This is a genomic window from Protofrankia sp. Cj3 (assembly GCF_917627355.1).
Taxonomy (GTDB): domain Bacteria; phylum Actinomycetota; class Actinomycetes; order Frankiales; family Frankiaceae; genus Protofrankia.
In genome coordinates this window covers 1-11,845 of sequence record NZ_CAKJTR010000150.1, presented here as the reverse complement: position 1 = coordinate 11,845, position 11,845 = coordinate 1, and the positions used below count along the sequence as shown (strand labels likewise).

At 68.4% G+C, this 11,845-nt stretch carries 6 protein-coding genes and 1 pseudogene; 2 read left to right on the top strand and 5 right to left on the bottom strand.

Annotated features, from left to right (window positions below):
- Both MJ783_RS17795 and MJ783_RS17790 read left to right on the top strand, forming a co-directional pair.
- A partial coding sequence (locus MJ783_RS17795; protein WP_239311734.1) for a hypothetical protein occupies positions 1-623 on the top strand: 623 nt, incomplete at its 5' end.
- A 214-nt stretch (positions 624-837) separates the two neighbouring features.
- Positions 838-1,176: pseudogene (locus MJ783_RS17790) on the top strand (SAM-dependent methyltransferase); the annotation flags it as partial.
- A gap of 225 nt (positions 1,177-1,401) precedes the next feature.
- Here the strand turns inward: MJ783_RS17790 and MJ783_RS17785 are convergent.
- The 5 genes from MJ783_RS17785 to alaS all read right to left on the bottom strand — a co-directional run bounded on the left by MJ783_RS17785 (position 1,402) and on the right by alaS (position 11,408).
- Positions 1,402-2,421 carry a ketopantoate reductase family protein gene (locus tag MJ783_RS17785; protein ID WP_239311732.1) on the bottom strand — a complete coding sequence of 340 codons (1,020 nt, stop codon included), beginning with the start codon at positions 2,419-2,421 and terminating at the stop codon, positions 1,402-1,404.
- Between the two features lie 125 nt (positions 2,422-2,546).
- Positions 2,547-3,998 carry a TIR domain-containing protein gene (locus MJ783_RS17780; RefSeq protein WP_239311730.1) on the bottom strand — a complete coding sequence of 484 codons (1,452 nt, stop codon included), beginning with the start codon at positions 3,996-3,998 and terminating at the stop codon, positions 2,547-2,549.
- Between the two features lie 362 nt (positions 3,999-4,360).
- Entirely contained in the window at positions 4,361-5,455 is a 1,095-nt protein-coding gene (locus MJ783_RS17775) for a M20/M25/M40 family metallo-hydrolase (RefSeq protein ID WP_370651677.1), read from the bottom strand.
- Positions 5,456-5,868: 413 nt separating this feature from the next.
- Positions 5,869-8,250: a SulP family inorganic anion transporter gene (locus MJ783_RS17770; RefSeq protein WP_370651676.1), complete on the bottom strand. Its 2,382-nt coding sequence runs from the start codon at positions 8,248-8,250 to the stop codon at positions 5,869-5,871.
- 431 nt (positions 8,251-8,681) lie between these two features.
- Entirely contained in the window at positions 8,682-11,408 is a 2,727-nt protein-coding gene (gene alaS, locus MJ783_RS17765) for an alanine--tRNA ligase (RefSeq protein WP_239311724.1), read from the bottom strand.
- Between the last annotated feature and the right edge of the window lie 437 nt (positions 11,409-11,845).

The window sequence follows — 11,845 nt, the reverse complement described above, 5'->3', positions numbered from 1 at the left end:
ACCTGGAACATCTCGTATGCCGGCTTCTCGGCGCCGGATTACGACCGGTGGTCGTGGCCGTCCACCATCACGAAGACATGATCCGGGAACACTTCAACGGCGAGCTTTCCAGGGCTGACCTCCTGTTCGTCCACACCAACCAGCGCGGGACAGGTTCCGACCTGTTGGAATGTCTGGGCTCCGTCCCAACCGATGTCTTTATGGTCTGGAACGGCGACACGATAGTAGAACTTGACGTGCCCGACCTGCTAAGCCACGGCGAACGGGCCGAAGGCAGCGCGGTCATCGTCCTCACACAACGTCTGGACGCACCCAACAACGGCGCATGGTATGTCGATGCGGGCAGGAGCGTCGTTGCCTCTCTTGAGGCCGTGCCGAAACCTGCCGCACCGGTCGATTTCACCTGGCGTGGCAGTAGCACGGGCGTCCTTCTACTCAGTAAATCGCTGCTGTCCGCCTACCAGCCAGGACAGGCTCCCGATCTCTATTCGTCGATCCTTCCCGTGCTCATCGCCCGTAGGAAGTTGAAGGCGTATGACAACGGACGCCGGTACTTCATCGACTTTGGAACGCCACAGAATCTCGCGCGTATCGACCACAAGCAGGTTGCTTCTTGGGTTTGACGGGCACCTTGCCCGTGTAAACGGATCGGGTCAGGGTGAAAAAGGGAGGCACCCGATTGCGCGTTGCCGGTGGACACGGTGACGTTGCTCAAGGTCGCCCGACGAGATCCGCCTTACCGTGCACGGCGAGAGCCAGGCACGGTAAGCCCTTCGACCTGGACCCCTGGTCACGACGTCGCCAACGAAATTCCCAACTTGCAGGAGAACCCGTCGCGTGAGCACGGAAACGTTCGACACCACGGTTCCGCACCCGGCGCGGCTGTGGAACTACTATCTCGACGGAAAGGACCATTTTGCCGTCGACCGGGCCGCCGGGGAAGCCTACAAGAAATGGTTCCCGGCGGTCGTCGAGATAGCCCGTGCGACCCGCGCGGCGATGACGCGGGTCCTAACCTACCTGACGGCCGAGGCGGGGGTGCGGCAGTTCTTGGACGTCGGCGTCGGACTGCCGACGGCGGTCAACGTCCACGACGTCGCGCAACGGATCGCGCCGGAGTCCCGGGTCGTCTACGTCGACGACGACCCGCTGGTGGCGGTCCACGCCCGCGCGCTAGCGATACCGGATGAGTTGTATCGGTGTGGCCGACAACGCGGCCAGGGGGCGCCTGGACGCGGCGAGCCGGAATGACGATCTCAAACGCGCTCCAAGAGGCCCCGGCAACAGGGAGCGTGGATCAAAGAGCGGGGCTGGGGCACGCGCCGCGCGTCATCGCTCCCTGTCCATCGCCGCGCGATGCGCGGCTACCCCGGCTCATCGGTCAACACCCCCAGAGCCAGGTCACAGGCTGGGGGCTAGTTCCACCATCCGTTCCACGTCGTTGCGATAGGACAAAAGGCAGGGCATGGGAACGTCGAGCCGTTCCCCCGTCCGGATGACGTCATCGTAGATCTCGTACAGTTCCGCGGGCGCGTACCGGCTGCGGTTGACCGAGATTCGCTGGGGCAGCTCTCCGCGGAGCATGAGCCGTACCGCCGGTGCCACCGTCGACGGCGGAAGCACGAACGGTCGGGCGTCCTGCGCAAAACGCACCTCCGCCCCGCGTGCAACGCATACCTGCATGGCTTCCCGGCCCGCATGCAGCGCGTCGTAGACAGCTCGGTTGCTGCGCGTGAAACGCTCGAATCCACGGGCACGGGCAGCACCGCATATCCATGCGGTGATACTGGCGAAATACACCCACAGCCAGTGCTCCATGTTGGGACGGATCTCCGGCCGGAAACCGGCTTCCGCGAAGAACGCGGCGAAGCGGCCCAGATTCTGCTCGGCGATGTCCGTCATCGTGTCGCCCGTTGCGATGTCACCCGTGGCCGCTCCGGGTGCCCCCCGCCCGGACATGCTCGGCCCGAGCACGATCCCGCCCTCAAGGGCGCCGGTCAACACGTTGTTGATGATGCCGCCGCCGGCCCGGGGAGCGCCCAGCACGTACTGGTCCTTGCCCAGACAGGAATCGATGAAGTCCAGCCCACGCCAGTTGTGGTTCAGGAACAGCACGGTGGCCGCGCCAAGGTTTCGCGCGAGCCCGGGCAGGACGTCCGGGGTCTGGGTATGCCGGACGGCAAGCACAACGAGCTCGACGCCATCCGCCGGACGCAGCTCGGTGACAACACGAGGATGGAAACGCTCGGTGACCTCCCGGCGGCGCCTGCCCCGGACGTCGAGAATACTCAGATCGATCCCGTCGGCCCATCGGTCCACCTGCTCCGGCCGGACCAGCAGGCTGACCTCGTGCCCGGCCCGTGACAGCGCCCAGGCATGCAGCGTACCGATCACTCCACCACCGAACACCAGAACACGCATGGCATCCAGTATCCGAATCGGGTGGGACGTTCGGCAGAGTCGATGGCCTGTCCGCGGGCAGCACAAAGACCCACCTGGCGATGGCCTTCCCGCGATCGATGGAAAGGCCTGTTACCTTTCCCCGCTCATCCGTTCGGGCCGGGAAACGGCGGCGGGCCAGCCGGTCGATAACGACCGGCAAGCGATCTTTTCACCTGTTCGACGAGTTCAGTTGCCGCGGCCTCACGCGGGAGGCCAACGAGATCAATGGCAACGATACCCCGCAGCAATCCGTCCGGCTTGCATTCCGCCACCCGCACCGGGATCAGCCTCCGTCGCATCCCGTCGGGGTCGCGCTGCCACGCGGCATGCCATTCGGCCTGTACCTCCACCGCCTGCAGATAGTTGTCCGACAGCACCACCAAGGTACGTTCGGAATACCTGATCGCGTCGTCGAGCCGCCGCAGGTCGTGTTGGCCAGGCAGCGCGTCCCAGGTCTCGATATGCACCCGGTACCCACGCTGCTCAAGCTCCCAGGCGATCCAGGTGCCCCAGTTCTCGTCCGCCTCGGCGGCGGAGACGAGAAAGTCCCAGCGGGCCGCGTCGGCGGGCTTGTCATCGGTGACCGCCGCGGCTGGGCGCTCCGCGGCGGCGCGGTCGGTCTCGGCGCCGCGGCCGGCGGCCGGCACCTGCACCCAGGCCGTACCGGAGAACTTCGGAACCTCGACTGTGACCTCGCGGAACTCCCCTGGGTCCAGACCGCGGAGCTGCTCGGCAACGGTGGCGGCGTACAGCTCGTCGGAGACGATAAGCGCAAGATCTTCGGATGGCGCATCCGCGAGCACCTGGCGCACCGGCGGGGCGTCCACCAGCCGGGCCGCGACGATGGTCGGCTGGCCAGCGAAGCCGGTACCGTCGACGATCACATCACCGTGATGCAACGCCAGCCGCACCCGGACCCGACCGGTGTCGTTACGGGTCCGGTTGAAGGCCCGCAGTGCTATCCGCAGCTCGCGGACGAAATCCGCGGCGAGTGTCGCCTTGGGGACGCTGACGGCGACAACACCGAGAAAACCGTCGCCCCGGTCCTGTAGCTGGATGGCGTCGGCGGCTATACCGGTCCGCCCGCAGGCCTCGTCGACGATCTCGCGCAGGCCCCGGCGCCAGGCAAGCTGGACGAGAGTGCCGTGCGCGCTGAACCGCACCGCGTCCAGAGCGAGCACGGTGTACGGCAGCGGAAGGCCATCGGGCGAGCTGAACCCGCCGGGTACGCCCGCGGCAGCGGCTGGCCCATGGCCAGCGGCGGTTCCAGCGGCGGAGAATCCAGCCGCGAAATCCCGCGCCTGCGCGAACACCGGATTCGCCGGGTAGCGCTCGGCAGCGGCGGCGAGAATCCGCCGCCGGCCATCCGGCAACCCGCCGCTGTCGAGAAAGTTGTTCACCTCCACCCAGAACGCCAGCGGAGACTGTGCCGGCGCCCAGGACGGCTGTTCGAGTCGGTCCACGCCAGCGCGTTCCAGTAACTGGACGGCGCTCAGCGAAGTGGCGAACGCCCCCGCGAGCGCCCGGATCTCCAGCTCGGTCAGCCGCTCGCTCAAGGCCCCCCCATGAAAAACGCCATCTGCCCGGCCCATCCCGAGCGGAACTGGACGCGCCATGTTCGCACGTTACGACTGAGGGTACCGAGCCCGGCTGTTGGCAGTTCCGCTCCCCCGCCGCTCCCCTCCGGATCGACGGACGAGCGGGCAGGCGGGCAGGCGGGCGCTCGGCGAGGCCTGTCCGCCGGGAGTCAAACCGGGACCACACGGTCAGGAAAGCCAGCTGTCCGGCTCGCCGCCTCCAGGCGGCCCCTGGCCGCGTTCTCGGCCAGACCGATACCACTCATCCGGTATCGGTGTGGCCCGCGGCCGTGCCAGGGGCCGCTTGGACGCGGCTTCCTGTCCTTGGACGCGGCTTCCTGTCATTGTCTTGTCCGCGTGATCAGCTGAGCCAGCAGGTGGGTGCGGGGGAGCATCCGCGCGACCTCGACGTACTCGGCATCCGTGTGGGCGCCGCTGCCGACGGCACCGAGCCCGTCCAGCGTCGGGCAGCCCACGGCCGCGGTGTAGTTACCGTCCGAGGCGCCGCCGACGGCGATCCCCCGCGGCGGCTCCTGGCCCAGTTCCACGGCAATGCTGGCGGCGAGGGCGAACAGTTCGGCGGAGGATTCCGGTTCCATCGGCGGCCGTTGCCTGCCGCCCAGCACCTCCAGCCGAGCTCCGTGTGTCCGGGCGGTGAGCCCCCGCATGAGATCGTCTATCTGGTCCTGCGCCGCCAGAGTCGGCACGCGCACGTCCACCAGTACCTTCGCCAGCGCGGGCACCGTGTTGCGCGTGCTGCCGGCCGACAGCAGGGTGGGCGTTATGGTGGGGGCGCCCAGGATGGAGCCGGTGGTACCCATCGAGGCCGCGAGGCCGGCGATTGCCAGGATCTGGTGGGCGGCCTCGATCGCGGCGTTGACCCCCCGTTGCGGCTCCAGGCCCGCGTGGGCGGCCTTGCCGTGCACCACCACCTCATAATGCGAGGTGCCCTTACGGGCAATCTTGATGGCACCTTCTTCGTTCGCGGCCGCCTCCAGCACGAAGGCGGCCGCGCAACCGCGCGCGGATTCCTCGATCAGTTCCCGGGAGGTCGGGGAACCGACTTCCTCGTCCCCGTTGACCAGGACGCACACACCGTCTGGGGACGGCAGGGAGGCCAGCGCGTGGAACATCTGCACCAGCCCTGCCTTCATGTCCAGGACCCCAGGGCCGCGGGCGATCCCGTCGAGCAACGACCAGGGGCGGCTCTCCAGGGAGCCCACCGGCCACACGGTGTCGTGGTGTCCCACCAGCAGCACCCGCGGCGCGCCGAAGATCCACCGCAGGTGGGTCACACCATCGATCACGATCGTCTCCGGAGCCGCGCCCAGCAGCCTCGCCCCGAGCGCGCCGACAACCTCGGCGCTGCGCGCCACCGCGGCATGGTCGGCCGAGAAGGACTCGCAGCGCACGAGTTCCGCCAGATCGGCCAACATCGCCGGTAACGCGATCGTGGCTTCCGTGGCCACCAGTCCCACCCCGTCTCGACCGTCCGCCAGGAAAGCACGCTTCTCCCTGGCTGTGAATCCGTCGCTGACACGACAAGGATGATCCGCATAAGCATAAAAGCCACCGCCGACCCGATGCGACCGAATACATAAGGCCTAGGCAGCAAGAACACCAGACAGCTGGATATCAATGATCATCGAGTCGTTGAAGCGAGTCATTGAAGTAGTGAATAAAACCATACCGCGGGCTGCCGGCCAGCGTCAGGCATATCAACCTGCCGGACACGTTTCCCGATGTTGCGCGGGGATTCGCCCCAGCCTTCAGCACAGTGATCCACAAGCAGTGCTTCAGCGTGTTCGGCTCGCCGCGGTGAGCCGGAATGACGATCTCAACAGTGCTCTCAGGCTGGAGCCCGCGAAGCTGCCGCCGGTGTGTCCCAGCGGCGGGGTGAACGACGGCGCTGCGGTGGCACCGCGGCCAGCGCGTCGGAAGGGTCGACAAAACGGCCTGATGTCTCGTCAAGAACCCAGGTGTGCGCGGCGGGAATGTCGAAGTAGAGACCCACAAGCTCGAGCGGACCCCGGTCCAGCGCACGCCGCACGGCCGGGTGCCCGCGCAGGTGCTCAAGCTGGAGCACGACGTTCGCTCGGCCCAGCTGTTCCAGGGGCGACAACGTCTCGGTACCCGGCAGCGGTGTCCGGGCCAGTGCTCCGTGCGCGTGGGTCAACCAGCCCGCCAGCGCGGAGTCAGGCTCCTGATCGATAGCGCCGGACAGCAACGCCGTCATGGCGCCGCATCCCGAGTGCCCGCACACCACGATCGAGGGCACCCGCAGGACGTCGACGGCGTAGTCGAGCGCGGCGGTCACAGACAGATCGCCCGTAGGCCCGCCAACGAGCGGGCCGTCCGACGAGACGAGCGGCACGATGTTACCGACGTTGCGGACAGTGAACAGATCGCCAGGTCCGCTACTGGTGATGATGTTCGGGACAACCCGGGAGTCGACGCAGGTGAGGAACAGCGCGCTGGGGCGCTGACCATCCGCGAGATCCCCGAGGGTGCCGCGCAGCAGCGGAGCGGCCCGGCGGTGGAACTCGGCGACCCCCACCAGCATCGTGCCGACCGGGTGAACATGACCATCAGCGACATCCACCGTACCTGTCGCATCCGGACCGCCGTCGGCCGTCACCGGCGCGGCCGCACGGTGCGCCTCTCCGTGGGAGGCTGCCAGCTCCTGCCACTGCGACCAGGGCGCGAACCAGCGCGGCAGGTGCGGAACCACGGTCCGGCGCCGGTGGGGCTGGTCCGTACGCGGCCGCCGGAACCACGCGTGACCGATCTCGTCCACGCTCACCTGGCCGCCGGTCCGCTCATACTCGGCGCACCAGGCATGCAGATGCTCGAAGGCCGCGTGGTCGAGGTAGTCGACCACGAGCTCGATCGACACACAGGCCCCGGTGGGAACCCGGCCAAGAACCCGGGCGAGACGCGGCAGCGAGAGAAAGCTCAGGGTGCCCTCCACATCCACCCGCCACGTCTCCCCCGTCTGGACGAGATGGATGTTCGACCACAGCACCCGGCGGAGAACCAGGCCGAGCGCGGTGAGCATCCCGAGCACGACGCCCTGGAGCAGGTCGAGCGCGACGACACCGACGAGTGTGACAACGTACACGGGCAGTTCGCCGTGTCGCTGTACGTGGCGCAGATGGGAGACATCCACCAGCCGGACCCCGACGACGACGAGCAGGCCGGCCAGTGCGGACAGCGGAATCCACTCGACCACTCCGCCGAGAAACACCGCGAACAGCGCCACCCACACGCCGTGCAGGATCGCCGACGCCCGTGTTCTCGCTCCGGCCGCGACGTTGGTGGAACTGCGCACGATCACACCGGTAACAGGCAGACCGCCGGCGAGACCCGACAGGACGTTGGCTGCCCCCTGCCCGAGAAGCTCACGGTCGAGGTTGATCCGGCCCTGCGGCGCCCGGCCATGGGCGGCGGCCAGCTTCTCCACCGCCACAGCGGACAGCAGGGACTCCACACTCGCCACGATCGCGATGGTGAGGACACCGAGGATGATGCCGGACCAGTCCCCGTCGGGAAAGACCGGCAACGACACCGAACTGATGATCGACCCAGGCAGGTTGACGCGGGGCGGGTCCAGGTGGAGTGCGGCGGCGAGGACGGTCCCGACGACGACCGCGGCGAGCGGCCCGGGGATCGCGCGCAACCCGCCGGGCAGTCCGCGGACCAGCCGGGGCCACAGCACGATGACGGCGATCGTGACGGCTCCGATCAGGGCCGCGGCGCTGTGGCTGACGACGATCTGTCCGGGCAGGGCCATGATGTTGTCGATGACGTGGGAGTCCGGCTCACCGCCAAGGATGACGTGCAGCTGGCCGAAGGCGATGGTGAGCCCGATCCCACCGAGCATGCCGTGCACGATCGCGGGTGACACGGCGAGCGCGGCGCGGGCGACCCGGCTGACGCCGAAGAGGATCTGGACCACACCGGCGGCCGCGGTCACCGCGCATGTGACCCGCCACCCGTACGTGGTGATAAGACCGGCGACGACCACGGTGAGCCCAGCCGCAGGCCCGCTGACCTGCAGGGACGCACCTCCGAGTGCCCCCACGACGATCCCACCGATCACGGCGGCGATCAGCCCAGCGGCGACCGGCGCGCCCGTGGCGACCGCGATGCCCAGGGAGAGCGGCATCGCGACCAGGAACACCACCAGCGACGCCTGCAGGTCGGGTCGCAGCGCGGCGATCCGGCGCATGCGGTCCGGGCCGTGGGTGTTCGGGTCATGGATGGCGGTCCCCGGCACCGGCGGGGAGTGACTGTGCTGCGACAACGACGGCGACGACTCTGACGGCGGTGATGATGGTGATGATGGTGTGGGAACGGCCACGCCACCCTCCTCAAGGACGGATCAGCACCGGACAGGACGTCGCGATGAAGATCGCCCTTGAGGGTGTCGCGTGGTGACGACGACCGTGCAGGTCATAAGGGCCGACCAATGGGCTCCCGCGCCCGCATCCGACCGCCAGTCCGAATCCCGATCAGCAACAGATTGGTGTCACCTATAGTATTGATGTTACCCCTAGCATCAATGTGATCACCGTATTGGTTAACGAAGAGGGCTCGGCGCGAGTTCCCGGATATGATCCTTCACCCAGACGGACCGAAGACCGGACACGGCCCGACCAGTCAGACAGCCGCCACTCGTTCCGCGACGGACCGACGGACCGCCGCGAGCGCGTCCGTGATCGCGGCCGCGTCAGTGCCACCGCCTTGAGCAAGATCATCTTTGCCGCCGCCACCACCACCGAGGATCTTCGCGGCACCGCGGACGAGCTCCCCGGCCTTGACCCCGCGGTCACGCGCGGCGCCGCTCGTGCCCACCACGATGACCGGGCGCCGGTCGACCGCGGCTGCCACCGCGACGACCGCCGGACGCTCGGCGGGGACCCTGCCACGGATGTCAAGGACGAGCCTGCGCAGATCATCCGCGGAGGTGCCATCGGGCGCCTGGTGGGTAACCAGCGCAACCCCGCCGACGTCCTCGGCCCCGCTCGCGAGGCCGCCCGCCGCGGCCAGCACCGCGGCCGCCCGCAGCTTCTCCAGCTCCTTCTCGGCCTCGCGCAACCGTGCGAGCACCCCGGCGAGGCGCTCGGGCACTTCGGCCCGTGGCGCCTTGAGCACATCGGTGACCTGTGCGACGAGCACGGCCTCGCGGGCCAGGTAACGGTAGGCGTCCAGGCCCACGAGGGCCTCGACCCGCCGGACCCCCGCGCCGACCGACGACTCGCCCAACAGCTTGACCAGGCCAAGCTGCCCGGAGCGGCGGACATGCGTGCCACCACAGAGCTCACGGGAGTACTCGCCGATGGAGACGACCCGCACCCGGTCGCCGTACTTCTCGCCGAACATGGCGATGGCGCCGGTCTGGCGTGCCTCGTCGGCGTTCATCACCTCGGCGTGGACATCGAGATCCTCGATCAGCACCTGGTTGATCGTCTCTTCCACGTCGGCCAGCACCGACGCCGGCACCGCACCGGCGCAGGAGAAGTCGAAACGGAACCGGCCAGGCGAGTTCTCCGAACCGGCCTGCGCCGCCGTCGGGCCGAGCGCGTCCCGCAGCGCCTGGTGAGTCAGGTGTGTGGCGCTGTGCGAGCGCGAGATCGCTCCCCGTCGGTCCAGGTCGATCTCGGCCCGCGCGTTCGCCCCGAGGACGACCCCGCCCGAGCGCACCCGGCCACGGTGGACGATCAGCCCTGGCAGGGGCTTCTGCACATCGAAGATCTCTATCTCGGTGCCGTCATCGAGGCGGACCACGCCGGTGTCGGAGAGCTGGCCACCGCCTTCGGCGTAGAACGGCGTGCGGTCGAGCACGACCTCGACGTCGCTGCCCTCGCCGGCCTCATGGGCGGGCGACCCGTCCACCAGCAGCCCGCGGACGACGGCGGGCTCGGCGACGGTTCCGGTGATAGTCCCGGCGGCTGTCCCGCCGGTGGTCCCGGCTGCGATGTCGTAGCCGGTGAACTCCGATGGGCCGGCCGCGGCCAGCATGTCCCGGTACGCCGAGGTGTCCACGTGCCCGGTCTTCTTCGCGCGGGCGTCGGCCTTGGCGCGCTGGCGCTGCTCGCCCATGAGCCGGCGAAAGCCCTCCGCGTCGACGGTCAGACCCTGCTCAGCCGCCATCTCCAAGGTGAGGTCGATCGGGAACCCGAAGGTGTCGTGCAGCTGGAACGCCCGCTCACCCGTGAGGACCCCGCCGCCCGCCTTCCTCGTCTCGGCCGCAGCCAGGTCGAAGATGGACGTCCCGGTGCGCAGCGTCTGGAGGAACGACGCCTCCTCGGCGGTAGCCACCGAGTCGATCCGCAGCCGGTCGGTGACAAGTTCGGGATACTGGGGGCCCATCGCCTCGATCGTGACCGCGACCATCTCCCGCATGGTCGCGTCATGGGCGCCGAGCAGGCGCATGTTGCGGATCGCGCGGCGCATCATCCGGCGCAGCACGTAGCCACGCCCCTCGTTACCCGGCAGCACACCGTCGCCGATGAGCATCACCGAGGTGCGCACATGATCAGCTACCACCCGCAACGACACATCCGAGCGCTGCCCGGCGCCGTAGCGGGCGCCGGTGAGTTCCGACGCCCGGTCGAGGATCAGCCGGGACGTGTCCGTCTCGTAGAGGTTGTCGACCCCCTGGAGAACCGCGGCGAGGCGCTCCAGGCCGAGGCCGGTGTCGATGTTCTTCGACGGCAGGTCACCGAGGATCGGGTAGTCCTTCTTCGAGGTCCCCTCACCCCGGATGTACTGCATGAAGACCAGGTTCCACAGTTCCAGGTAACGCTCGCCGTTCACGGCGGGGCCCCCGTCGATCCCGAACTCCGGGCCACGGTCGTAGTTGATCTCCGAACAGGGTCCGCACGGGCCGGGCACACCCATTGACCAGAAGTTGTCCTCCATGCCGAGACGCTGGATGCGCTCGGCGGGCACCCCGACCGTGGACCGCCAGATGTCAGCGGTCTCGTCGTCGTCGAGGTAGACGGTCACCCACAGGCGGCTGTCGTCCAGGCCGTACCCGCCCGCCGAAACCGGCGTGGTGAGCAGTTCCCAGGCCAGCGGGATAACGGTCTCCTTGAAGTAGTCCCCGAAGGAGAAGTTTCCGCACATCTGGAAAAAGGAACCGTGCCGGGTCGTCCTGCCGACCTCCTCGATGTCGGTGGTGCGCACGCATTTCTGGATGCTGGCCGCCCGGGGGTACGGCGGGCTGACCTCGCCGAGGAAGTACGGCTTGAACGGGACCATGCCCGCGTTCACGAGCAGCAGCGTGGGGTCGTCCGCGATCAGGGATGCCGACGGCACGACGGTGTGCCCGCGCTCGGCGAAGTAGCGGAGCCAGCGGCTCGCGATCTCAGCGGACCTCATCACAAGCCTTCCTCACCGGTGGAGCGACGATCCCCGACCATCGTAGCCAGCCGGCAGCCGCCACCGGCGGGCCGCAGCCCCGCCCCTTGATCCACACCCCTATTGCCGGGCGCTCTACGTCAACCGCAACGCCGACACCGGCCGGACCGGCCTGATCCTCTCAGGAGCGGCCCGGACCGGGAAGACGACCTGCCTGACCCAGCTCGGCAAGACCCTTGAGACGATCAACCGCCGACAGCACCCGGACGCCGACCACGACATCCCGGTCATCTACATCACCGTCCCCCGGCCGCGACCCCACGGATGATCGCGGTCGAGTTCGCCCGGTTCCTCGGCCTCCCCCTGCCTGCCCGCGCCAACATCACCGACGTCCTCGACGCGGTCTGCCGACTCTGCTGAAAGCCGCCACATCCCTGGTCTGCAATGTAACTGCGGCG

Excerpts from the sequence above, each read along its gene's own strand:
- MJ783_RS17785 (WP_239311732.1), bottom strand. The coding sequence starts at position 2,421 with ATGCGTGTTCTGGTGTTCGGTGGTGGAGTGATCGGTACGCTGCATGCC.
- alaS (WP_239311724.1), bottom strand. The coding sequence starts at position 11,408 with ATGAGGTCCGCTGAGATCGCGAGCCGCTGGCTCCGCTACTTCGCCGAG.
- MJ783_RS17775 (WP_370651677.1), bottom strand. The coding sequence starts at position 5,455 with ATGTTGGCCGATCTGGCGGAACTCGTGCGCTGCGAGTCCTTCTCGGCC.
- MJ783_RS17770 (WP_370651676.1), bottom strand. The coding sequence starts at position 8,250 with ATGCGCCGGATCGCCGCGCTGCGACCCGACCTGCAGGCGTCGCTGGTG.